We start from the raw sequence: 23,785 nt of genomic DNA, 5'->3' as shown, positions 1-23,785 counted from the left end.
GGAATAACGAGAAAGCAGCCATGACTGACGAAGCCAAGACCCTTGAGGAGCTTTGCGCTGAACGCGGCATGCGCATGACGGAGCAGCGCCGCGTGATCGCGCGCATTCTCGAAGACTCCGAAGATCATCCTGACGTCGAAGAGCTTTACCGCCGCTCCGTCAAGGTCGACGCCAAGATTTCGATCTCGACGGTCTATCGTACGGTGAAGCTGTTCGAAGATGCCGGCATCATCGCCCGCCACGACTTCCGTGACGGCCGCTCCCGCTACGAGACTGTCCCCGAAGAACATCACGATCACCTGATCGACCTGAAGACCGGCGTCGTCATCGAATTCCGCTCACCGGAAATCGAGGCATTGCAGGAACGCATCGCGCGCGAACACGGCTTCAAGCTCGTGGATCATCGGCTGGAACTCTACGGCATCCCGCTGAAGAAAGACGAAATCTGATAGGATGGCAGTCCGGGAGCGCCGCATTTGATCGTCTGGCTGCGCATTACCTTCGCGCTTACCGTCATCATTGTCGCGAGCATCCTGCTCATGCCGCTGCAGGTTCTGGCGCTTTATTTCGACTGGAAGCTGCGCCGCACACTGCCCCGGCTCTGGCATCGGATCGTCTGCTATTGTCTCGGCATCCGGATTCGCGTGGGCGGCACGCTTGAAAGCCGCCGTCCGCTGATGCTTTGCTCGAACCACTCCTCGTGGATGGACATCATGGTCATGTCGGCCATTGCCGACGTCGCTTTCATCGCCAAGATCGAGGTGCGCGACTGGCCGATCTTCGGCACGCTCGCCAAGCTGCAGAAGAGCGTCTTCGTGGTGCGCGAGGAAAAACGCCGCACCGGCGATCAGGCGAGCGAGATCGCCGGCCGCATGGCAGACGGCGAAATCGTCGTGCTGTTTCCCGAGGGAACGACCTCCGACGGAAATCGCCTGCTGGAAGTCAAATCGTCGCTCTTCGGCGCGGCTGCCATGGCGGTGCCCCATTCCCCGACCGGCATGGTTATGGTCCAGCCGGTGTCCATCGCCTATACGCAGGTCCATGGTATCGCCATGGGCCGCTACCATCGTCCGCTTGCGGCCTGGCCCGGCGATATCGAGCTTCTGCCACATCTCAGCGACATCCTGAAATGCGGGGCGATCGACGTCGAAGTTTCCTTTGGCGAGGCGGTCGAATATGGCGAGAAGACCAATAGGAAGGCGGTCAGCACAATGATCTCCGCCCGCATCCGCAACCTGTTGAACAGCAGTCTGCGCGGCCGCGACATCGGTTAGAGCCTTTCCTGGTTAGATTGAAGCATTCTGTTGGCTCAAACGGAGTCGGATGGTCGACCGGCCGGCGCGCGTCGTAGCCAGATCTACGGCCAAGCCGGCCGGTCGATCAGACGGCCCGTTTCAGCCAACCCGCTGGTTTGCTTGCAAACCAGCTAGGGCCGGGCATCTTTGCGCCAGGATCAAAGGCGATCGGCTCGGACGTACCTTGGGGTATGCCCTTCGCCAATCGCCTTTGCCCTGACGAAAACCTGCTCCGGCAGAATGCTTCAATCTAACCAGGAAAGCTCTAAGGCGAGAGTCCCTTTTCTCGCGCGTCAAAAACTACTAAATAGCGCGCCATGACCCAGGACAGCGCCCTTCTTCAGGCCCCGGAGACTTCTCTTCGCGATGGCTCCAACAGCCGCAAAGTTTTCATCAAAACCTATGGCTGCCAGATGAACGTCTATGACTCGACGCGCATGAGCGATGCTCTTGCGCGCGACGGCTATGAGCCGACCGAGGACATGGAAGAGGCAGACCTCGTCCTGCTCAACACCTGTCATATCCGCGAGAAGGCCGCCGAGAAGGTCTATTCCGCGCTCGGGCGCCTGCGCGAGATGAAGAAACGCAAGGCTGCCGACGGCCACGAGATGATGATCGGTGTCACTGGTTGCGTCGCTCAGGCTGAAGGCGAAGAAATCCTGCGTCGCGCACCGGCTGTCGATGTCGTTATCGGCCCGCAGACATATCACCGCCTGCCCGAAGCGCTGCGCCGCGCCAAGGAAGGCCACCGCGTCGTAGATACGGAATATGCGATCGAGGACAAGTTCGAGCACCTGCCGATTGCCGAGGCGCCGAAGATCCGTGCCCGCGGCGTGACTTCCTTCCTGACCGTGCAGGAAGGCTGCGACAAATTCTGCACCTTCTGCGTCGTGCCCTATACGCGCGGTTCCGAGGTCTCGCGACCGGTCTCTCAGATCGTCGAAGAGGCAATGCGGCTCGTCGATGGCGGCGTGCGCGAAATCACCCTTCTCGGACAGAACGTCAATGCCTGGCATGGCCTCGGCCCGAAGGGCGAGGAGTGGAGCCTTGGCGACCTGCTCTACCGGCTTGCCGATATCCCCGGCCTTGCGCGGCTTCGCTACACGACCAGCCATCCACGCGACATGGACGACCGGCTGATCGAGGCGCATCGCGACCTTCGCACGCTGATGCCTTATCTACACCTGCCGGTCCAGGCGGGTTCTGACCGTATTCTCAAAGCCATGAACCGCCGGCACACGGCAGCAGAATACCTCTCCCTCATCGAGCGCATCCGCAAGGCGCGTCCCGACATAGCCCTCTCCGGCGACTTCATTACCGGCTTTCCGGGGGAGACAGATGCGGAATTTGAGGATACACTAAAGCTCGTTGAGGAGGTGCGTTACGCGCAAGCCTTCTCGTTCAAATATTCGACGCGGCCGGGTACCCCCGGTGCGGAATTGAAGGACCAGGTGCCGGAAGATATCAAGGCAGAACGGCTGGAACGCCTGCAGGCGCTGCTTCTCAGGCAGACGCAGGAATTCAACGAGTCCTGCATCGGCAAGGAAATCGATCTTCTCCTCGAAAAGCCGGGCCGTATGCCTGGACAGCTCATCGGACGCTCACCGTGGCTGCAGTCCGTGAATGTTGATGCAAAAGCATCGCAAATCGGTGACATTATTAAAGTGCGAATCACAGGAACCGGAACCAACAGCCTGTTTGCCGAACGCGCAGAGGCTGAGGTCTAACCCAGGGAGCCCGACCGCTTGAACGGACAGGAATTGGTTTCTACTTCACCGCGCCACCCACGCATTGCGAGCGACGCCAATCACTTCGTCCTGACGTTCGAGAACAATCGGTTCGCCAGCGAACTTTTCGGACAGTTCGATCAGAATCTGAAGCTCTTGGAACAGCGGCTCAATATCGATGCGCGGGCGCGCGGTAATTCCGTTGTCATCACCGGCGATGTGCTGGCGACCAATCAGGCGCGGCGCACACTGGATTACCTCTATGAAAAACTCCAGAAAGGCGGCAGTGTGGAGCATTCGGATGTGGAAGGCGCAATTCGCATGGCGGTTGCCGCCGACGACCAGCTCACGCTGCCGACGATGGAGAAAAAAGCCAAATTGACGATGGCGCAGATTTCGACGCGCAAGAAGACGATCATCGCGCGCACGCCGACACAGGATGCCTATATGCGGGCGCTCGAGCGCTCGGAGATGGTGTTCGGCGTCGGCCCCGCCGGCACCGGCAAGACCTATCTCGCCGTCGCCCACGCAGCCCAGCTTTTGGAGCGCGGCGCCGTCGAGAAGATCATCCTGTCGCGACCGGCGGTCGAAGCCGGCGAGCGTCTGGGCTTCCTGCCGGGCGACATGAAAGAGAAGGTCGATCCTTATCTGCGTCCGCTCTACGACGCGCTTTACGACATGATCCCCGGCGACAAGGTCGAGCGCGCGATCACCGCCGGCGTCATCGAAATTGCGCCGCTCGCCTTCATGCGCGGACGCACGCTCGCCAACGCTGCAATCATCCTCGATGAGGCGCAGAACACCACGGCGATGCAGATGAAGATGTTCCTGACGCGTCTTGGCGAGAATTCGCGGATGATCATCACCGGCGACCCGAGCCAGATCGACCTGCCGCGCGGCGTCAAATCCGGCCTCGTGGAAGCGCTGCATCTGCTGAACGATGTCGAGGGCATTTCGATGGTGCGCTTCAAGGACGTCGACGTCGTGCGCCATCCGCTGGTCGGTCGTATCGTCAAGGCCTATGACGCAACCTATATAGCGGCAAACGAAGAGGCCAGCCGGCAGGACTGATGGCCGAACTCGACATACAGATCAGCATCGAGGACATGGGCTGGCCCACCGAAGACGTGTTGCATGCCCTTGGCGAACGCGTACTGGGTGCGGCGGCCACCTATTTGCGGGAAGAGGAAAAGCAGCCCTTCCCGAAGATGCCGCCGGAAGTTTCGCTCGTCTTTACCGACGATGCTTCCATCCAGGACATCAATGCGGAATGGCGCGGTAAGGACAAGCCGACCAACGTGCTGTCATTTCCGGCCTTCCCGGTCAAACCCGGCAAAATGCCCGGGCCGATGCTCGGCGATATCATCATCGCCCTAGAAACAGTAGAGCGCGAGGCGCGAGAGCTCGAAAAGAGCTTTGACGATCATCTCACTCATCTTATGGTGCATGGTTTCTTGCACCTGCTCGGCTACGACCATATGAATAATGACGAAGCCGAAATTATGGAGAGGCTGGAGACTCGCATTTTGGCAGTACTCGGCCTATCTGACCCCTACGAGGGTCAAGACCTTAAAATGGAACCATGAGCGACTTTTCAACGAAGCCGGCGTCAGACGCCAAGGACTCCGACCAATCCTCCTCTTCCGACGAGGGTGGCAGTAGTCGACACCGACCGCAATCCTTCTGGTCGCGCGCGGCGCGAATCTTAAGACCACAACAGGGTTCGCGCCTGCGCGAAGATATCGCCGATGCGCTGATGACCGACCCGGCAGCGGCCGATGCCTTTTCGCCCGACGAGCGGGCGATGCTCCACAATATCCTGCGCTTCCGCGAAGTGCGCGTCGCCGACGTCATGGTGCCGCGTGCCGATATCGAGGCGGTCGACCAGACCATCACCATCGGCGAATTGATGATCCTCTTCGAGGAAAGCGGCCGCTCGCGCATGCCGGTCTATGCCGAAACGCTCGACGATCCGCGCGGCATGGTGCATATCCGCGACCTTCTTTCCTATATCGCCAAGCAGGCGCGCAACAAGCGCCGTAGCGGCACGAAGCCTGCGGCAGGCGCGCCGGCGATCGAGGTCTCTCCGGAAAATATCCAGAAGGCGCCGCGCTCGGCCAAGCCGAACTTCGACCTCGGACGCGTCGACCTGCAGAAGACGCTCGCCGAAACCGGCATTATCAGACAGATCCTCTTCGTGCCGCCCTCGATGCTGGCCTCCGATCTGCTGCGTCGCATGCAGGTAAACCGCACGCAGATGGCGCTGGTCATTGACGAATATGGCGGTACTGATGGCCTTGCCTCGCACGAAGACATCGTGGAGATGGTGATCGGCGATATCGACGACGAACATGATGATGAAGAAGTCATGTTCAAGCGCGTTTCTGAAGATGTCTTCGTTGCCGACGCCCGTGTCGAACTAGAGGACATTGCCGAAGCCATCGGCCCGGATTTCGACATCAGCGAACAGATCGACGAGGTCGATACGCTGGGCGGTCTGATCTTCTCGGCACTCGGGCGCATCCCGGTGCGCGGTGAAGTCGTCCAGGCCCTGCCCGACTTCGAGTTCCACATCCTCGATGCCGATCCGCGCCGCATCAAGCGGGTGCGCATCACGCGCAAGCGCCAGGCAATCCGCCGCCGCGCCAAGGCGGATGGTGACGGGCCGCCCATTGGCGATGGAAATGACGACCGGCCGGCGGAATCGACCGCAAACTGACCTTTCCGTAAGACGACAAGCGCGCGCTTTTTTGAAAGACTGCGACTGAATTGATTCGCGGCTTTGATGGGAGTGCGCATGGAGCGGCTTGCGGACAGGATTATCCTCGTCTGGGGTTTCAAACGGTCATTGCTTGCGATCGCAGCGGGTGCCTTTGGCGTCCTGGCACTGCCCCCCGTCGGCTTCTTCGCTGCGATGTTCGTTTCCTTCACGCTGCTCGTCTGGCTGATCGACGGAGCGGCCACCTCACCGGAAAGCAGCCTTCTCGGCAGGCTCTGGCCGGCCTTTGCCACGGGCTGGCTGTTCGGCTTCGGTTATTTCGTCGCCGGGCTCTGGTGGCTTGGGCATGCGCTGTTGATCGATTCAGACGAGTTTGCCTGGGCCTTGCCGCTCGCAGTCCTCGGGCTTCCATCCTGCCTTGCGATCTTTTATGGGTTGGCTGCAGCACTTGCGCGTATCTTGTGGTCCGACGGCATGGGGCGGATTGCAGCACTTGCTGCCAGCTTCGGCCTGCTTGAGTGGGTACGCAGTTTCATCTTCACCGGTTTTCCGTGGAACGCCATCGGCTATGCCATGATGCCCATGCCTCTCATGATGCAGTCTGCGCATGTGATCGGCACCATGGGGGTGACGGCTCTCTCGGTCTTCGTCTTTGCCGCTCCTGCCCTCATCGGAACCCGGCAGGGAGCGAAACTCGGCATCAGCCTCGCGGCCATCCTCTTTGCAGCGCATCTCGGTTACGGCGCCTATATCCTTTATCTCACCCCGAAGCCCGAGGCGTTACCCGAGGACAAGCGGCCGGTCGTTCGCCTGGTCCAGCCGGCAATCGATCAATCGGTCAAGATGGACAACGATGCGGATCGCGAGGCGATCTTCGAGACACATCTCAAGCTTTCGACGGAAGCTCCCAAGGAAGGCGGCAGGAGGCCCGACATCATCGTCTGGCCGGAAACCTCGATTCCCTTCATCCTCACCGATAACAAGGATGCACTGACGCGGATTGCCGATACGCTCGACGATGACCAGATCCTGATTGCGGGCGCCGTTCGCGCCGAAGAACTCGGCCCCGGCTATCCCACCCGCTACTACAATTCGATCTATGTGATCGACGGCCGGGGGCAGATCGTCGCCGCCTCCGACAAGGTGCATCTCGTTCCCTTCGGCGAATATCTTCCCTTCGAGGACATGCTCAACGAACTCGGTATCCAGAATGTTGTGGAGATGCCGGGCGGTTTTTCGGCGGCCGCCAGCCGGCATCTGCTCGAGCTTCCGAGCGGACTGAAATTCTATCCACTCGTCTGCTACGAAATCATCTTCCCGGACGAAATGACCGGCGACATCGACCAAGCGAACGCCATTCTGAACATCACGAACGATAGCTGGTTCGGTTCAACACCGGGTCCCTACCAGCATTTTCAGCAGGCACGCGTACGGGCGGTCGAAACCGGTTTGCCGCTGATTCGCGATGCGAATAACGGAATTTCGGCGGTTGTAGACGCGCGTGGCGAAATCGTTTCAGGTCTTAAATTGGACGAAATTGGCTTTATTGATGCAACTCTCGATGGATACAAAAAAAACAGAGGAAGCCCCTACCCCCGCCAAACGTACTTCTGGTTGACTGAAACGTTACTGATAGGCATTGCGCTAATTTCACGCAGGGGTTTTATTTTCAGGTTGAATTGACCAAAAACCCCTAAAATTGCATAGTGGCAGCAATCGGCGTTAGTAACGTATGCTTCAGGGTGGGTTATTGCGACTTGCAACGTGGCGTTACGGAATGAGGTCAGGGCATGCCGGTTAGAACAAGGTTGAATTTTTCTTTGCTAGGGCACGACCATGATTGAAAATAAGAAGAAGCCGAATCCTATCGACATCCATGTCGGTAGCCGCATTCGACTTCGCCGTACCATGTTGGGCATGAGTCAGGAGAAGCTCGGGGAAAGCCTCGGCATCACCTTTCAGCAAATCCAGAAATACGAAAAGGGCACCAACCGCGTTGGCGCCAGCCGCCTTCAGAATATTTCGAGCATCCTCAACGTTCCCGTTTCCTTCTTTTTCGAAGACGCTCCCGGAGAACATTCCGGTGCCGTGACCGGCATGTCGGAAGCCTCGAGCTCGAACTACGTCGTCGATTTCCTCTCCTCTTCGGAGGGACTCCAGCTCAACCGCGCATTTGTGAAGATCACCGATCCCAAGGTTCGTCGCAAGGTCGTCGAACTGGTGAAAGCACTGGCGGCGGAAGCCGACTCCGACTGAGCGTCCCCACGCTCGGAAAAACTCAAGGCGGCCCAAAAGGCCGCCTTCAGACTGCTGACAAACCCCTGGCCACAGCCAGGGGTTTGTGATTCACTGGGACATGTTGAAGAAACCTGCTCCCGAACAAACGGCTCTCGAGATGGTGACGCTCGACAGCCTGGTGCCGAAGGATCACCTGCTTCGCAAGATCGATGCGGTGATCGACTTTTCCTTCATCCATGATCGTGTTGCCGGGCTCTACTGCGCCGACAACGGGCGTCCGCCGCTCGATCCTACCTTAATGTTCAAGGCTCTGTTCATCGGCTACCTGTTCGGGGTTCGCTCGGAGCGGCAGTTGGTGCGCGAGATCGAGGTCAATGTCGCCTATCGCTGGTTCCTTCGGATGAAGCTGACTGAGCCGGTCTTCGATGCCTCGACGCTGTCGCAAAACCGTCGCCGCCGCTTCAACGATACGTCCGTGGTCCAGGACATCTTCGATGCGATCGTGAAGCAGGCGATCCGGCACGGCCTGGTCGACGGCACGGTACTGTATACGGATTCCACGCATCTGAAGGCCAATGCCAACAAGGGCAAATATGATCTTGAGATGCTCCAGAAATCGCGGGCCGATTACTGGGCCGATCTTGACCGGGCGATCGAGGCCGAACGGGCCGCGCATGGCCAGAAGCCGCTGAAGGAGAAGGCGCGCGAGCCCGAGGTGAAGGAAACCAAGGTCAGCCGCACCGACCCTGAAAGCGGCTACATGGTGCGCGACGGCAAGCCCAAGGGCTTCTTTTATCTCGATCATCGGACCGTCGATGGTCGCCATGCCATCATCACCGACACGCATGTGACGCCGGCCAATGTGCATGACTCGATCGTCTACCTGGAGCGGCTGGACCGGCAGCGCGACCGCTTCGACTTGCATGTCGGCGCGGTCGGGCTCGATGCGGGCTATGCGACATCAGGCATCGCCAAGGGACTGGAGGACAGAAAAATCCTCGGCGTCACCGGCTATCGCAATCCCACCCCACCCAAGGACGGGATGATGCGCAAATCGAAGTTCGTGTTCGAGCCCGAGACGGACGGCTATCGCTGCCCCGAGGGCCAGTTGCTGACCTATGCCACCACCGACCGCAACGGCTACAAGCACTACCGCTCCGATCCTGCCATCTGCCGAAACTGCCCGCTGCTTGCCTCCTGCACGTCCAATGCCAAGGCTGAGCGCACCATCACCCGCCATGTCTGGCAAGACGCCCGAGAACGAACAGATGCCAACAGAAAGACACCCTGGGGCAAGGCAATCTATAAGCGGCGAAAAGAGACCGTCGAACGTTCCTTTGCCGACGCCAAACAACTTCACGGCCACCGCTACGCCCGCTTCCGAGGCCTCGTCAGAGTCCGCTGCCAATGCCTGCTGGCCGCTGCCGCCCAGAACATCAAGAAGATCACCATAGCGCTGACCAAGACCCCAAAGCCAGCCTGGGGATAAGGCCAGACAGCCGTAATTCTCATCAGACCAACCTCATCGGCAAAACGTCACTTCACCGGGCGTTCCGACAAAAAACCGCCGACAAAATCGACGGGTTTGTCAGCGGTCTGAAGGCGGCCCAAAAGGCCGCCTTTTTGCGTTTTTAAGGCAAAATTTGTCATTTCGCCGCAGATATAAAGATATATTTATGTCCTTCTGTGCTTGTCATTCAGGCCCGAACTGAGTACCTACTAGGCTGCTTTTATTCTTTGAGGGGAATCCCGGAATGCGCGCGAACTATCTCTTTACCAGCGAATCTGTTGCCGAAGGTCACCCGGACAAGGTGTGTGACCGCATCTCCGACGAGATCGTCGATCTGGTCTACCGCGAAGCGGCAAAGACGGGCGTCAATCCGTGGGGCGTGCGCATTGCCTGCGAAACTCTCGCAACGACCAACCGCGTCGTCATCGCCGGCGAAGTTCGCCTGCCGCCGAGCCTGATGAAGAAGGACAAGGACGGCAACGACGTCATCAACCCGTCGAAGTTCAAGGCTGCGGCCCGCCGCGCCATCAAGGACATCGGCTACGAGCAGGACGGCTTCCACTGGAAGAAGGCCAAGATCGACGTGCTCTTGCACTCGCAGTCGGCCGACATCGCCCAGGGCGTGGACAGCGCAGCCGACCAGCAGGGCGACGAAGGTGCCGGCGACCAGGGCATCATGTTCGGCTACGCCTGCAAGGAAACCCCTGACCTCATGCCGGCGCCGATCTACTATTCCCACAAGATCCTGCAGCTGCTCGCCACTGCCCGCAAGAAGGGCGAAGGCGAAGTCGCAAAGCTCGGCCCCGACGCCAAGAGCCAGGTGACCGTACGCTATGTCGATGGCAAGCCGGCGGAAGCCACCTCGATCGTTCTTTCCACCCAGCATCTCGATGAAAGCTGGGATTCGAAGAAGGTTCGCAGCGTCGTCGAGCCCTATATCCGCGAAGCCCTCGGCGACCTGAAGATTGCCGACGATTGCAAGTGGTACATCAATCCCACCGGCAAGTTCGTCATCGGCGGCCCGGATGGTGATGCCGGCCTCACGGGCCGCAAGATCATCGTCGACACCTACGGCGGTGCTGCTCCGCATGGCGGCGGCGCATTCTCCGGCAAGGACACGACGAAGGTCGATCGTTCTGCCGCCTATGCTGCCCGTTACCTCGCCAAGAACGTCGTCGCTGCCGGCCTTTCCGACCGTTGCACGATCCAGCTCTCCTACGCCATCGGCGTCGCGCAGCCGCTGTCGATCTATGTCGACCTGCACGGCACCGGCAAGGGTGTTTCCGAGGATCAGGTCGAAGCCGCCATCCGTCAGAACATGGACCTGTCGCCGTCGGGCATCCGCCGTCACCTTGACCTCAACAAGCCGATCTATGCCAAGACCTCGGCTTACGGCCATTTCGGCCGCAAGGCCGGCCGAGACGGCTCGTTCTCCTGGGAGCGCACGGACCTCGTGAAGGCGCTCAAGGATGCCGTCAGGACTAAGGCTGCTGCATGACGGACATGGAGCGCCGGGGCCGGGCGACCGAAGCCTTCTTTGGTCGCCGCAAGGGCAAGGCTCTGCGTGAACAGCAGGCCGAAAGGCTCGCTACCCTGCTCCCGGCATTCATTGTCGATCTCTCAGCGGCTCCCCCGGAGCCGCTGAAGAAGCTATATCCCGTCGAGGTCGAAAAGATGCGGCTGGAGATCGGCTTTGGCGGCGGGGAGCATCTCATCCACCGCGCGCTGGAAACGCCTTCGACGGGCTTTATCGGCGTCGAGCCCTTCATCAATTCCATGCAGAAACTGCTGGCGCGCGTCGATGAAACCGGTGCGCGCAACGTGCGTGTCTACAACGACGATGCGACGCAACTTCTCGACTGGCTTCCCGATAGCTGCCTCGACCAGATCGACCTGCTCTATCCAGATCCCTGGCCGAAGCGGAAGCACTGGAAGCGGCGCTTCGTCTCGAAGACCAATCTCGACCGTTTTCACCGCGTGCTGAAGCCGGGCGGGCACTTCTGCTTCGCCTCCGATATCGACACCTATGTGAACTGGACTCTGTTGAAATGCCGCGACCATGGCGGCTTCGAATGGATGGCCCAGAATGCCGCCGACTGGCTGACGCCCTATGAAGGCTGGCCGAGCACCCGCTATGAAGCCAAGGCCCGCCGTGAAGGCCGCTCCTCGGCCTATCTCACCTTCAAGCGTGTCTGACCTGCTTAAATGGGAGCTTTCAGGGCAAATCGGCCATCACGACATCCTCGACGGCCTTGTCTATCACAGAGCCGTCGGGCGCCTCGCATCGCCCATTATCATTCTTCACACATGCATTCTGACGGCCAGCCCTGCGGCAGACCGGTCGTGATCAATGCAGGCTGACTGTCTTCAGCTCGTCTTCGGCAGCCTTGAAGAAGGTGCTCGAGCGGTTGTCCGTCAGCAGGATCGGGGTACCATCGGCGCCGAACAATGCCCAAAGATCAACGCTCGGATCGATATCCGGCGCCTCGGGGAAGCACTTGGCGACCTCTTCATTGCGTATTTTGCGAATATAGGCGACCTCGCCATTGCCGATGCCGGCAAGTTCCGACTTGGTCAGACGCGACGTGGCTTCTTTCATCAACATTCCTGTTCCTCCGGGAGAAGGGACCAACGGTTCAACAAACCGTTGTGCTACTGTGAAACCGAAATGTTAATTTTCTTGACCATGCGCGCCGGTTCCGGTCGAATTAGATCGACAGAGAGCAGACCGTTCTTGAGGCATGCGCCTAAAACCTGCATGCCATCGGCGAGAACGAAGGTGCGCTGGAACTGTCTCGCCGCAATACCGCGGTAGAGGTAATCGCGCTCGCCCTGATCGAGCTGACGGCCACGGATCAGAAGCTGGTTTTCCTCAGTGGACACATCGAGCTCTTCTTCACTGAAACCGGCGACGGCAAGCGTAATTCGTAGTCGTTCGGGCGCGTCGTCACCTGCGGCGATGCGCTCTATATTATAGGGTGGATATCCGTCGCTCGCCTTGGAAATCCGCTCAAGCGTCTTTTCCATGGCATCGAAGCCCAGAAGCAGCGGGCTGGCGAAAGGGGTGATGCGGCTCATCTTCCAAAGTCCTTGATGCAAGCGACCTCTCCGGACCTCACATGCAGCATCCGGGTACCCGCTCATATGGGAACGATGGTTGCCCGCTGCAAGGCGTGATAGCCGCCGGTCAGGCCTCTCACAATTTAAGGCAAAGTCTCATAAGACCGTTTCCTTGACAAAGGACGCAGCGCCCCGCATCAAAACACGCCCCGGCGCGATGTGCTGATTTGCGACGGGAGCGTGAAGACAATGAGAAGGTGCATGCCACAACGACGCGCACCACAGGATGGAACGATTCGGATGGCAGAACCGAGAAAGATCATTATCGACACCGACCCCGGCCAGGATGATGCCGCCGCGATCATGCTGGCCTTCGGCAGCCCGGAAGAGCTCGATGTGCTGGGCATCACCACCGTCGCCGGCAACGTGCCACTGTCTCTGACAAGCCGCAACGCGCGCATCATCTGCGAGCTTTGCAAGCGGACCGACATCAAGGTCTTTGCCGGCGCCGACCGGCCGATCGCGCGCAAGCTGGTCACTGCCGAGCACGTGCATGGCAAGACAGGTCTCGATGGCCCGACACTTCCCGAACCGACGATGCCGCTGCAGGGGCAGCCTTCCGTCGACTTCATCATCGAAACGCTGCGACGCGAACCGGAAGGCACCGTCACGCTCTGTACGCTCGGACCGCTGACCAATATCGGCATGGCCTTCCAGAAGGCGCCCGATATCATCATGCGTATCCGGGAACTGGTGATGATGGGCGGCGGTTTCTTTGAAGGCGGAAACATCACGCCGGCCGCCGAATTCAACATCTATGTCGATCCGGAAGCCGCCGATATCGTGTTCCGCTCGGGCGTGCCCATCGTCATGATGCCGCTCGACGTGACGCACCAGCTTCTGACCCGCAAGGATCGCGTGAAGCGCATGGCCGCGATCGGCACCGCGCCGGCCAAGGCGATGGTGGAGATGCTGGAATTCTTCGAGCGCTTCGACATAGAAAAATACGGCTCGGACGGCGGCCCGCTGCACGACCCGACGACGGTGGCCTATCTGCTGAAACCCGAACTCTTCAAGGGCCGGGACTGCAATGTCGAGATCGAGGTCAAATCCGAACTGACCGTCGGGATGACCGTCGTCGACTGGTGGCATGTGACCGAGCGCAAGCGCAATGCGAAGGTCATGCGCTACGTCGATGCCGACGGCTTTTTCGATCTGCTGGTCGAGCGTTTTGCGCGGATATGATCCGCCAAGATTAGACAGGAACAAGAAAGGCCGCTAACGCGGCCTTTCTTCATTTTCAGGTATTCCTGTCGCCTTAGGCGTCCTTCTCGTCCAGCACCGAGTTGGCCTCAGCTTCCACGAGTTTCGGACCGCCCTTGGCGACGCCGACCATGGCCGGGCGCAGCACGCGCTCGCCGATGGAAAAACCGGCCTGCACCACCTGCACGACCGTATTGTTCGGCACTTCTGTATTCGGCACCTCGAACATCGCCTGATGGAAGTTCGGGTCGAACTTCTGGCCGACCGGCTCCAGTTTGCGAACCCCGTGGCGCTCGAGTGCCGAGAGCATGGAACGCTCGGTCATCTCAACACCTTCAATCAGCGTCGTCAGGCCGGCATCGGCAGCGGCCTTTGCTTCGGCAGGAATGGCGTCGAGCGCCCGGCGCAGATTGTCCGAAACGGCCAGCATATCGCGAGCGAAGCCTGCAACGGAGTAGGATTTGGCGTCCTTGACCTCGCGCTCGGTGCGGCGGCGCAGATTGTCCATTTCGGCAGCGAGCCGCAGATAGCGGTCGCGCAGTTCGGTATTTTCGGCCTTCAGAAGCTCAAGCGCATCCGGTTCGCCTGCATCTGCTTCCTTCACGGCTTCATTCTCGACGTTTGCGGCATCGTCGGCTGCGGCTTCCGCCGTAGCTGCGTCAGGTCCGTTTTGCGTCGTTTCATCAGTCATGACGGTCTCCGGTTCATATATTCTCAGATGCGCCCGATATCGATGTTTGGCCGGAAAAAATCAAGTCTACGTGACGAAGAAGCGAAAATTCGAACGGTTCTGCGAAATATTTCAAAGAGAGCCGCGTGAAAGGCGTGAAACGAGCTGGGCGGTATAATCGACCATCGGGACGATACGCGAATAATTGAGTCGGGTCGGGCCTATGACACCAACTGCACCAACAATGCGGTCATCATCATCGCGATAGGGCGCAACGATCAATGAAGAGCCGGAAAGCGAGAAGAGCTTGTTTTCCGAACCGATGAAGATACGCACACCGGGTCCGCTTTCGGCGAGATTCAGGAGCTCGATCAAGCTATCCTTCTTCTCGAGATCGTCGAACAGTAGGCGCAGCCGGTCGAGATCTTCCGTGCCGCCTACACCTTCCAGCAGGTTTGCGCGGCCGCGAATGATCAGCTGTGCCGGCTTGGACTCGTCCGAACTGCCGGCCCAGACGGCGATACCGCGCTCCACGAGATCCTGCGATAGCGCATCGAGCTCATGGCGAACTTCATCTTTCAGCCGGCTCAATTGCAGGCGCAGTTCCGGCAGCGTCTGGCCGGTCATGTGCGCATTGAGGAAATTGGCGGCTTCGGTGAGCTGCGAAGAGGTGACGCCCGCGGGCAACTCGATGATGCGGTTTTCCACCTGATCGTGATCGCCGACAAGCACCGCCAGTGCCTTGGTGGGCTCCAGGCGGATGAACTCGACATGTTTCAGCACCGAATCGCTCTTGGAGGTAATGACGAGGCCAGCGCCGCGCGAAATGCCCGAGAGCATGCGGCTTGCCTCGTTCATCATCGATTCCACAGGATTGTCGCGATTTCCAGCCCGCACCTGGCGGTCGATACTGGCCCGCTCCTCCGCCGAGAGATCGCCAACCTGCATGAAGGCATCGACAAAGAAACGTAAGCCCACCTGCGTGGGCAGGCGCCCGGCGCTGACATGCGGCGAATAGATGAGCCCCAATTCCTCCAGGTCGCTCATGACGTTGCGCACGGAGGCGGGCGACAGTGACATAGGCAGAAGACGCGAGAGATTGCGGGAGCCCAGGGGCTCGCCATGCTCCAGATAGCCTTCGACGATGCGCCGGAAGATTTCCTTGGATCGTTCATCCAGCGCGGCCACGGCATCTGAAATTGATGTCGACCTGTAGCTCATGAACTTTTCGCACCCGCACTGAATGATATCAGGGAAATATAGCCAATCTGCCCCCCGTGGCAAAAGGGAATTTGCAAATGCGCGCGGCCAATCGTAGAAGCGGGCGACGATACAATGCATGCATGGAATTGCCGGGCAGCGCTTCCGCTTTTCGGCATCATGTTTCAGGAGAAGAGAATGCGGCCTTCAGGCAGAAAAACCGACCAGATGCGCAAGGTCTCCTTCGAGCGCAATTTTTCCAAGCATGCCGAGGGATCCTGCCTGGTGAAGTTCGGCGATACGCATGTGCTCTGCACCGCAAGCCTGGAAGACAAGACGCCGCCGTGGCTGCGCAACACCGGAAAGGGCTGGGTCACGGCCGAATACGGCATGCTGCCGCGCGCAACCGGCGAACGCATGAAGCGCGAAGCCGCTGCCGGCAAGCAGGGCGGCCGCACGCAGGAAATCCAGCGCCTCATCGGCCGCTCGCTGCGCGCCGTGGTCGATCTGACTGCGCTCGGCGAACGCCAGATCACGCTCGACTGCGATGTCATCCAGGCAGATGGCGGCACGCGCACGGCCTCGATCACCGGTGGCTGGATTGCGCTTTACGACTGCCTGCGCTGGATGGAAACCCGCAACATGATCAAGGCCGACCGCGTGCTGAAGGATCATGTCGCGGCGATTTCCTGTGGCATCTTCGCCAACCAGTCGGTCATCGACCTCGACTATCTCGAAGATTCCTCAGCCGAGACCGATGCCAATTTCGTCATGACGGGCGCCGGCGGCATCGTCGAGATCCAGGGTACGGCAGAAGGCACGCCTTTCACCGAGGAGGAATTCTCTTCGCTGATGGGCCTTGCCAAGGCAGGCATTGCCGAACTGGTCGACTTGCAAAAGCAGGCGATCGCCTGAGGCTTCCATTCAAGCCTAGCCAGTGAATTTCCTTGTCCCTGCTTCCGGGGCAAGGCCGGACAAGGGGCGGGCAATGGCGCAACCCATCAAAGGCATTCTCGAAACAGCGCTTTATGCAACCGATCTCGATGCGGCCGAAGCTTTTTACGGGAATATTCTGGGCCTTGAGAAGATTACGCGTTCGGGCAACCGCCATGTATTCTTCCGCTGCGGGCCGGGCGTGCTCCTGATCTTCAACCCGGAGGAAACGGTGAAGCCGCCGGCACCTGACAGCCTGCAGGTTCCGCCGCACGGCACGACCGGAAAGGGCCATGCCTGCTTCAGGGTTTCGGGAGATGATCTCGATGCGATGGCCAGGAAGCTGAAGGCTGCCGGCACCGCTATCGAATCCGAGGTTCACTGGCCGCAGGGCGGCCGATCCATTTATTTCCGCGATCCCAGCGGCAACAGTCTGGAATGCGCGGAAGCGAAAATCTGGGGCATGGAATAAGGATATTTTATGCGCAAGCTCGAAACCAAGACCATTGTCGTTGCCAGCCATAACCAGGGCAAGATCCGTGAGATCCAGGATCTGATCGGGCCGCTGGGCTTTACTGCCAAATCAGCTGCCGAGCTCAATTTCATCGAACCCAAAGAAACCGGGACGACCTTCGAGGAAAATGCGACGATCAAGGCGCTCGCCTCGGCGCAAGCCTCCGGCATGCCGGCCCTGTCTGATGATTCAGGCCTCGTCGTCGATGCGCTCGGCGGTGATCCCGGCGTCTATACCGCCGATTGGGCGGAAACCGGCAATGGCAGCCGCGATTTCAACATGGCCATGGAGAAGGTCGAGAGAGCACTGGAAAAGGCCGGCGCCACCAAGCCCGAGCAACGCACTGCCCGTTTCGTCAGCGTGCTCTGCCTTGCCTGGCCGGATGGCCATACCGAGCTTTTCCGCGGCGAAGTGGAAGGCACGGTCGCCTGGCCGCCACGCGGAACACAGGGTTTCGGCTATGATCCGGTTTTCCAGCCGGAAGGCTATGATGTGACCTTCGGCGAGATGAGCGCGGAAGAAAAGCACGGATGGAGCATCGGCAAGCCGCAGGCCCTGTCGCACCGCGCTCGCGCCTTCAAGCTCTTTGTCGAAACCTGCCTGGAAGCATAAGGCCAAGCTTTGAACATGATCGAGTCGCCTGCACTGATGCGCGATGCAAAACTTCTGCCCGATACCGGTGAGCCCGGTTTCGGGATCTATGTGCATTGGCCTTTCTGCGCGGCGAAGTGTCCCTATTGCGATTTCAACAGCCATGTCCGGCATCAGCCGGTCGATCAGGAACGCTACGTCGCGGCCTTCCTGAAGGAGATCGCAACGGCTCGTCAGATGAGCGGGCCGAAGACGGTGACCAGCATCTTTCTCGGCGGCGGCACGCCGTCGCTGATGAAGCCGGAAACGGTCGACGCGATCCTTGATGGCATCTCGCGGCACTGGCACGTTCCTGACGGTATCGAGATCACGATGGAGGCCAATCCTTCCAGCGTCGAAGCGGAACGCTTCCGCGGCTATCGCGCCGCCGGTGTCAATCGTGTCTCGCTCGGCGTGCAGGCGCTGAACGATCGCGATCTTAGATTCCTCGGTCGGCTGCATGATGTCGCCGATGCGCTGAAGGCGATCAAGCTCGCGCGCGACATCTTCCCGCGCATGTCTTTCGACCTGATCTATGCCCGCCCAAACCAGACGGTGGAAGAATGGGAGCGGGAACTCAAAGAAGCCATTTCCTACGCTGTCGACCATCTCTCGCTCTATCAGCTCACCATCGAGGAAGGCACGCCGTTCTATGGCCTGCACAAGGCCGGAAAACTGGTCGTACCTGACGGAGATCAGTCGGCCGCGCTCTACGAAGCCACGCAAGAGATTACCGAGCGCGAAGGTATGCCGGCTTATGAAGTGTCCAACCACGCCCGGCCCGGCGCGGAGAGCCGCCACAACCTCACCTACTGGCGCTATGGTGACTATGCCGGCATCGGCCCCGGCGCGCATGGGCGCCTGACGCGCGGCGCAGAAAAGATCGCGACTGCTACGGAACGCAAGCCGGAAGCCTGGCTGGAGCTCGTCGAACGCGACGGGCACGGTATCATCGAGCAAGAGCGTCTCGGTTTCGATGAGCAGGCCGATGAATTGCTGCTGATGGGGCTGCGTCTGAAGGAAGGCGTCGACCTTGCCCGCTGGCAGCAGCTTTCTGGCCGCGATCCCGATCCGAAACGCGAAGAGTTTTTACTGGAGCACGGCTTCATCGAGCGGATCGGCAATTCCCGCCTGCGCTGTACGCCGGCAGGCATGCTCATCCTTGATTCCGTCGTCGCAGACCTCGCCTGCTGAAGCGTCAGGCGACGCGTCTCCTCCCCAGATTGACGAGCCTTCCATCGATCGCCGCAAGGCCGACCGCGATCAGGGCCATGCCGAGCAGATGCTTGAGCTGCAACTGCTCGCCGAGAGCCGCCGCGCCGAGCAGAATCGCGCTCACGGGGATCAAGAAGGTCACCAGCATCAGGTTAGTGGCACCTGCCGTGGCCAGGATTCGGAAGAAGAGCACATATGCTACGGCAGTCGAGAGGATCGCAAGGCCTGATAGCGCCAGCCAAGTCTCGGTGGAGGGCATGGCGAGCGTCCAAGGCTGGTCGACGACCAGGGCGATCGGCAGCATCAGTACCGTCGAAGCCGTCACCTGTCCGGCGGCTGGAATAAGCGGCGCAAGGCCCATCCGGCGGAATCGCCGTCCCCATATGCCAGCCAGCGAATAGGAGAAGGCCGCACCGAGGACCGCAAGTTGGGCAAGCACGTTCGAGCCGAGATCCTTCAAAGCGTCGAAGCCGATCATGTAGGCAACGCCGGCAAATCCGACGATCACGCCGAAAAGACGGTTTATCGTCAACTTTTCGTCTGCCGTCAGCACATGAGCAACGATCACGGCGAAGAGCGGCGTCGTGGCATTGAGGATCGAGGCAAGGCCGCTTGCAATATGTGTCTGGCCCCAGACGATCAGGCAGAAGGGGATCATGTTATTCAAGAGCCCCATGCCGAAGAAAGCGATCCAGCTCTGCCTGTCGCGCGGCATGGCGTGGCCCATGGCATGCACGATCAGATTGAGCGCGATAGCGGCAAGCAGCACGCGTCCGGTCACGATGGTGAAGGGCGGCAGTGTTTTCACGAGAATGCCGTTGAAGAAGAAGGAGCCGCCCCAGAGAAGCGACAAGACGATCAGCATAGCCCATTCTACGGCGCCCATGGATTTCTGCAGTGCCATGACAATCTCCTTTATCGAGTTCTGCTAAATCGTCCTTCGCGGCGCATCCACGAAGATTTGCCAGAAATATCCATTTTTATTAGTATTCCTTATCGTCTGACAAACGAGCATTTCTTCCTTTATGATTGAGCTGAGCTAAAGCATGAATGATACATTGCCCCCGCTATCGGCCCTACGCGCATTTGAGGCGGCAGCGCGTCACCTGAGCATGACACAGGCGGCGCATGAGCTGCATGTCACGCCCGGCGCTGTCAGCCTGCAGATCCGTGATCTCGAGGCTTCGCTCGGCGTCTCGCTTTTCGAGCGGCGGACCCGGCAAATTCTGCTGACGGCGGAAGGCCGGGACTATTTCGCGACGCTGCGCACCGCCTTCCAGCTCGTGCGCGAGGCAACGGCATCGCTGACCGCACGACGGCGCGGCAATGCGCTGGCGCTCACCTGTACGGCGGGTTTTGCGACGCACTGGCTGCTGCCGCGGCTTCAGCGGTTCGAGGACATGCATCCTGATATCGATGTGCGCATCAGCGCCTCCCACCGCATGTTCGATTTCGAACGCGACGGGATCGATCTCGCCATCCGCCATGGACTTGGCGGCTACGAAGGGCTGATCAGCGAACGGCTGGTCGATGACGAGTTGGTACCGGTCTGTATACCGACGATTGCCGCAGCGCTTGGCGCAGATCCTTCGCCCGACGATCTCGCCGGATATCAGCTCATCCACGACGTCTACCGCCGCGACTGGCAGCTCTGGCTGGCGGCCGCGGGCGCAACGAAAGTCGATGCCTCCCGCGGTCCTATCTTCAGCGACGGCAATGGCGCTTTCGAAGCGATGAAGTCAGGCTTCGGCGTGGCGCTGATGCGCCGCTCCTTCATCGAGAAGGAGCTTGCCGAAAGCCGGCTTGTGGCGCCGTTTCCGTTAGGGCTCACAAGCAAGCTCGCCTACCATCTGGTCTATCCGGGCACAGCGCTGGAGCGCCCGGCGGTCGCTGCGTTTCGACGCTGGCTACTTTCGGAAGCGACGGCTTAGAGCAGTCCCGTTTACTTCGAAACACGGAAATGCTCTGCTTTTGTCTTTAAGCAATTCCGGACGCAAGACCGCTGCGCACGTTTGCGGGAATTGCTTTAGTCCCTGCTCGTCGCCCCTGCCTTGAAGAGACTACCCGTCGGCGTCTTCAGGAACATCTCCAGTGGAATATGCTCCTGATGCAGGAAACCGCTGGTCGGCAGCAAGCCGTCGCGGACCATCTCGATGACGGCAACCACCGACGCCGATGTCGTCCAGGCGATCGCGGTGCGCCGCGCGCCGGCAATCTCGATCGGATAATAGGCGCGCACGAACTCCTTGCGGCGCAGGGTGCCATTGATCGTGCCTTCGGCCGCGACATGCACATAGACGACGTCGTCATCGACCGGTGGCTTTGCATTGGTCAGGATTTCGCCGGCGAGCTGTCGCCTGTCGCGCATCAGAAGCTCATGGAAGAAGAAATTCATCAGCTCCATATGGCCCGGATAACGCATCGTCTTGTAATCTAGGTTATCGACCTTGCCGAGCATGGTGTCACACATGGTGCCGAGACCGCCAGAGGTCGTGAAAGCCTCCAGCTTGACGCCACCGACATAAATCGTCTCATGCCATTCCATCGGCGAGACGAGCTTGCGCACGCCGCCCTCGATGACCTCACAGTCATTCAGATATTCATTGACCACGCCTTCCGGCGACCAGTTGAAGGCATAACCCAGAAGTCCGGTCGGGTTCTGTGGCAGAGCGCCGACGCGCATGCGGATCGAGCGGCAGCGGTCGAAGCCATCGGCAAGACTTGCGCCGACGATGCCGACGAAGCCCGGCGCCAGGCCGCATTGCGGCGCCATCAGCCCGCGAGCGGTCTTGGAAAGCTCGATAATGAAATTGGTGGTCGGCACATCCTCGGTCAGATCGAAATAATGGATGCCGGCAAGATGAGCGGCGCGCGCCAGCTCGATATTCAGATGATAGGGCAGGCAGGACAGGACCGCCTCGACGCTCGACAGCAGCTCACCGATGACGGAGACGTCGGTGATATCGCCGGCCCGGCATTTGAAGGGCGGGTCGCCCACGGGCGGTTGCGCATCAACGCCGATAACCTCGAAGCCGCCCTCATGCAAAAGCGTTGCCGCCAGCCGCCCGACCTTGCCCAGGCCGATCACGGCAATCCGTTCAAAACTCATTGATGTCCTCCCGAGCGCCGACATTCGTCACCGACGCAATTTTCTCACGTGGAGGCTGTATAGAATAAAACGCTTATAAAAGAAAACAGCCGGGATCACTCCCGGCTGCCGGTTCACGGTGGCAATGCACCGATTATTCGTTGATGAGGCGCTTCAAGAGCTCGATCTCATGCGAAAGCTTCGTGTCTCCCGAGATCAGTTCCTCGATCTTGCGCACGGCGTGCAGAACCGTCGTATGGTCGCGTCCACCGAAGCGGCGGCCGATCTCCGGGAAGGAGCGCGGCGTCAGTGTCTTCGCCAGATACATTGCGATCTGGCGCGGCTTGACAATGACGCGCGTGCGGCGGTTCGAAACCAGTTCCTGGCGCGAGACGTTGTAGTGACGCGCGACGATACGCTGAATATCCTCGATACGCACACGGCGCGGCTCGCCGGAACCGACGAGATGGGCGAGAAGCTCATCCACACGTTCGATCGACAGGTTCGGCTCGAAGGAGCGGCGGAAGATCAACTGGTTGAAGGCGCCTTCCAGTTCGCGGCCGCTCGCAGTGATGTTGCGGGCGACATGCTGCAGCAGCTCGGCCGGGATTTCCAGTGACGGATCTTCCAAACGGGCCACCATCAGACGACGCTTCAGGATTTCGAGACGCATCTCGTAATCCGGGGCGTCGAGCTCAATCGCCACACCGCCCTGCAGACGCGAACGGACGCGCGGGTCGAGCGATTCCAGCTCCCAAGGCGCTCGATCGCCGGCGACGACGACCTGCTTGGCGCTGTCGAGCAGCATGTTCAGCAGATGGCAGAACTCATGCTGGATCATCTTGCCCTGCAGGAACTGCATGTCGTCGATGATCAGAAGGTCGATGTTGCGCAGCGAGTCCTTCAGCGTCAGCGCGTCATTGTCGCGGATTGCGGTCGCAAAACGCCACATGAAGTATTCCGCCGTCAGATAGACGACGCGCAGGCCACGCGGGTTCTGCACGGCGGCATTGGCGATCGCCTGCAGCAGATGGGTTTTGCCGAGGCCGACGGTCGCATGTACGAAGAGCGGGTTGAAGCGCACGGCGCCCTGACCTGCTTCCGCAATGGTCTTTGCGGCGGCGAGCGCCACGCGGTTGGAGCTGCCCTCGACGAAGGTGTCGAAAGTGAAGCGGGAATCCAGTGGGGAGCCGAAGAGTGGCGAACCGGCGCTCGCCGGACGGGCCGCGGCAGCCGCCGAAACGGCCTGCTGGACGATCTGCCCCGCCGGCTGAGCAGAAACCGGACGGCGAAGCTGGGTCGGCTGCGCCACCGGCTCGGCCGAGACTGCATCGTCCAGCGCCTTAGTGCCGGCGCGCGTTGCCGTGCGCACAAGGATCTCGACTTTCAGGATTTCGGGATCTTCAGCCTGGAACAGGCCGACAATGAGATCGAGATACCGGTTGTTGATCCACGACTTCAGAAAGGTCGTGGGAACGGTGAGACGGACGACACTCTTGGAAACTGAATGAAGCTTGAGCCGTGCAAACCAACTTGCATAGACGTCAGGACCGACTTGTGCCTTCAGACGCGCGCTGACGCGTTCAAAGAGAACGCCATGCTTCATCTCGCCCTTTTCTTCCGTTGCGCTCAGGTGAATAGAACCGAAAGACTGCTGTGCAGCTTCCCCGTTATCCAGTGCACCCGTCGTCATCGAATTCATCTGCATAATGCCGCCTTTCAT

24 protein-coding genes are annotated in these 23,785 nt (G+C 59.9%); 17 read left to right on the top strand and 7 right to left on the bottom strand.

The window, feature by feature from the left end; all coding sequences use genetic code 11:
* Positions 1-20: 20 nt before the first annotated feature.
* The 11 genes from KQ933_RS00120 to KQ933_RS00070 all read left to right on the top strand — a co-directional run bounded on the left by KQ933_RS00120 (position 21) and on the right by KQ933_RS00070 (position 11,685).
* On the top strand, positions 21-449 hold the full coding sequence (locus tag KQ933_RS00120; RefSeq protein ID WP_183727935.1) for a Fur family transcriptional regulator: 429 nt from the start codon (positions 21-23) through the stop codon (positions 447-449).
* A gap of 27 nt (positions 450-476) precedes the next feature.
* The gene (locus tag KQ933_RS00115; protein ID WP_216756825.1) at positions 477-1,274 is read left to right on the top strand and encodes a 1-acyl-sn-glycerol-3-phosphate acyltransferase; all 798 of its coding nucleotides are present in this window, start codon (positions 477-479) and stop codon (positions 1,272-1,274) included.
* A gap of 338 nt (positions 1,275-1,612) precedes the next feature.
* A complete protein-coding gene (miaB, locus tag KQ933_RS00110; protein WP_216756824.1) occupies positions 1,613-3,022 on the top strand; it encodes a tRNA (N6-isopentenyl adenosine(37)-C2)-methylthiotransferase MiaB in 1,410 nt (469 codons plus the stop codon).
* Positions 3,023-3,040: 18 nt separating this feature from the next.
* On the top strand, positions 3,041-4,093 hold the full coding sequence (locus tag KQ933_RS00105) for a PhoH family protein (protein WP_183801502.1): 1,053 nt from the start codon (positions 3,041-3,043) through the stop codon (positions 4,091-4,093).
* Positions 4,093-4,608 (top strand): rRNA maturation RNase YbeY, encoded by a 516-nt coding sequence (gene ybeY / locus KQ933_RS00100; protein WP_216756823.1) that lies wholly within the window; start codon positions 4,093-4,095, stop codon positions 4,606-4,608. The genes KQ933_RS00105 and ybeY overlap by 1 nt, the downstream gene beginning before the upstream one ends.
* Positions 4,605-5,741 carry a hemolysin family protein gene (locus KQ933_RS00095; RefSeq protein WP_216756822.1) on the top strand — a complete coding sequence of 379 codons (1,137 nt, stop codon included), beginning with the start codon at positions 4,605-4,607 and terminating at the stop codon, positions 5,739-5,741. Before ybeY ends, KQ933_RS00095 begins: the two co-directional genes overlap by 4 nt.
* Before the next feature lie 78 nt (positions 5,742-5,819).
* Positions 5,820-7,424 (top strand): apolipoprotein N-acyltransferase, encoded by a 1,605-nt coding sequence (lnt, locus tag KQ933_RS00090; RefSeq protein WP_216756821.1) that lies wholly within the window; start codon positions 5,820-5,822, stop codon positions 7,422-7,424.
* A gap of 153 nt (positions 7,425-7,577) precedes the next feature.
* Entirely contained in the window at positions 7,578-7,997 is a 420-nt protein-coding gene (locus KQ933_RS00085; protein ID WP_183727916.1) for a helix-turn-helix domain-containing protein, read from the top strand.
* A gap of 100 nt (positions 7,998-8,097) precedes the next feature.
* Positions 8,098-9,468: an IS1182 family transposase gene (locus KQ933_RS00080; protein ID WP_216755122.1), complete on the top strand. Its 1,371-nt coding sequence runs from the start codon at positions 8,098-8,100 to the stop codon at positions 9,466-9,468.
* A 265-nt stretch (positions 9,469-9,733) separates the two neighbouring features.
* Positions 9,734-10,987 carry a methionine adenosyltransferase gene (metK, locus tag KQ933_RS00075; RefSeq protein WP_216756820.1) on the top strand — a complete coding sequence of 418 codons (1,254 nt, stop codon included), beginning with the start codon at positions 9,734-9,736 and terminating at the stop codon, positions 10,985-10,987.
* Positions 10,984-11,685: a tRNA (guanosine(46)-N(7))-methyltransferase TrmB gene (locus KQ933_RS00070; protein ID WP_216756819.1), complete on the top strand. Its 702-nt coding sequence runs from the start codon at positions 10,984-10,986 to the stop codon at positions 11,683-11,685. The genes metK and KQ933_RS00070 overlap by 4 nt, the downstream gene beginning before the upstream one ends.
* A 151-nt stretch (positions 11,686-11,836) precedes the next feature.
* Here the strand turns inward: KQ933_RS00070 and KQ933_RS00065 are convergent, their stop codons facing one another.
* Together KQ933_RS00065 and KQ933_RS00060 are read right to left on the bottom strand one after the other, a co-directional pair.
* Entirely contained in the window at positions 11,837-12,094 is a 258-nt protein-coding gene (locus KQ933_RS00065; RefSeq protein WP_007814896.1) for a DUF1150 family protein, read from the bottom strand.
* 47 nt (positions 12,095-12,141) lie between these two features.
* Complete coding sequence (locus KQ933_RS00060) at positions 12,142-12,567, bottom strand: Hsp20 family protein (RefSeq protein ID WP_216756818.1); 426 nt, start codon at positions 12,565-12,567, stop codon at positions 12,142-12,144.
* A 282-nt stretch (positions 12,568-12,849) separates the two neighbouring features.
* On the opposite strand from KQ933_RS00060, the gene KQ933_RS00055 reads away from it, so the two are divergent.
* Positions 12,850-13,794 (top strand): nucleoside hydrolase, encoded by a 945-nt coding sequence (locus tag KQ933_RS00055; protein ID WP_216756817.1) that lies wholly within the window; start codon positions 12,850-12,852, stop codon positions 13,792-13,794.
* A gap of 73 nt (positions 13,795-13,867) precedes the next feature.
* On the opposite strand, the gene grpE is transcribed toward KQ933_RS00055, so the two are convergent.
* Together grpE and hrcA are read right to left on the bottom strand one after the other, a co-directional pair.
* Positions 13,868-14,503 carry a nucleotide exchange factor GrpE gene (gene grpE, locus KQ933_RS00050; RefSeq protein ID WP_216756816.1) on the bottom strand — a complete coding sequence of 212 codons (636 nt, stop codon included), beginning with the start codon at positions 14,501-14,503 and terminating at the stop codon, positions 13,868-13,870.
* Positions 14,504-14,614: 111 nt separating this feature from the next.
* Positions 14,615-15,703: a heat-inducible transcriptional repressor HrcA gene (gene hrcA / locus KQ933_RS00045; RefSeq protein ID WP_216756815.1), complete on the bottom strand. Its 1,089-nt coding sequence runs from the start codon at positions 15,701-15,703 to the stop codon at positions 14,615-14,617.
* Between the two features lie 177 nt (positions 15,704-15,880).
* Between hrcA and rph the strand changes: the two genes are divergently transcribed.
* The 4 genes from rph to hemW all read left to right on the top strand — a co-directional run bounded on the left by rph (position 15,881) and on the right by hemW (position 18,953).
* The gene (gene rph / locus KQ933_RS00040; RefSeq protein ID WP_216756814.1) at positions 15,881-16,597 is read left to right on the top strand and encodes a ribonuclease PH; all 717 of its coding nucleotides are present in this window, start codon (positions 15,881-15,883) and stop codon (positions 16,595-16,597) included.
* Between the two features lie 73 nt (positions 16,598-16,670).
* Entirely contained in the window at positions 16,671-17,087 is a 417-nt protein-coding gene (locus tag KQ933_RS00035) for a VOC family protein (RefSeq protein WP_216756813.1), read from the top strand.
* 9 nt (positions 17,088-17,096) lie between these two features.
* Complete coding sequence (rdgB, locus tag KQ933_RS00030) at positions 17,097-17,741, top strand: RdgB/HAM1 family non-canonical purine NTP pyrophosphatase (RefSeq protein WP_216756812.1); 645 nt, start codon at positions 17,097-17,099, stop codon at positions 17,739-17,741.
* A gap of 9 nt (positions 17,742-17,750) precedes the next feature.
* Positions 17,751-18,953 (top strand): radical SAM family heme chaperone HemW, encoded by a 1,203-nt coding sequence (gene hemW / locus KQ933_RS00025; protein ID WP_216756811.1) that lies wholly within the window; start codon positions 17,751-17,753, stop codon positions 18,951-18,953.
* 4 nt (positions 18,954-18,957) lie between these two features.
* Here hemW and KQ933_RS00020 read toward each other — a convergent pair whose 3' ends face one another.
* The gene (locus KQ933_RS00020) at positions 18,958-19,878 is read right to left on the bottom strand and encodes a DMT family transporter (RefSeq protein WP_216756810.1); all 921 of its coding nucleotides are present in this window, start codon (positions 19,876-19,878) and stop codon (positions 18,958-18,960) included.
* 142 nt (positions 19,879-20,020) lie between these two features.
* On the opposite strand from KQ933_RS00020, the gene gcvA reads away from it, so the two are divergent.
* Positions 20,021-20,905 (top strand): transcriptional regulator GcvA, encoded by an 885-nt coding sequence (gene gcvA / locus KQ933_RS00015; protein ID WP_216756809.1) that lies wholly within the window; start codon positions 20,021-20,023, stop codon positions 20,903-20,905.
* A gap of 95 nt (positions 20,906-21,000) precedes the next feature.
* Here the strand turns inward: gcvA and KQ933_RS00010 are convergent, their stop codons facing one another.
* Together KQ933_RS00010 and dnaA are read right to left on the bottom strand one after the other, a co-directional pair.
* Positions 21,001-22,083 (bottom strand): saccharopine dehydrogenase family protein, encoded by a 1,083-nt coding sequence (locus KQ933_RS00010; RefSeq protein WP_216756808.1) that lies wholly within the window; start codon positions 22,081-22,083, stop codon positions 21,001-21,003.
* A gap of 133 nt (positions 22,084-22,216) precedes the next feature.
* Positions 22,217-23,770, bottom strand: coding sequence for a chromosomal replication initiator protein DnaA (gene dnaA, locus KQ933_RS00005; RefSeq protein WP_216756807.1), 1,554 nt, complete (start codon positions 23,768-23,770; stop codon positions 22,217-22,219).
* Positions 23,771-23,785: the final 15 nt, after the last annotated feature.

The sequence above is a fragment of the Rhizobium sp. WYJ-E13 genome, from assembly GCF_018987265.1.
Taxonomy (GTDB): Bacteria; Pseudomonadota; Alphaproteobacteria; order Rhizobiales; family Rhizobiaceae; genus Rhizobium.
The sequence above is the reverse complement of the archived record's forward strand: the minus strand, read 5'-3'. Positions and strand labels throughout refer to the sequence as shown.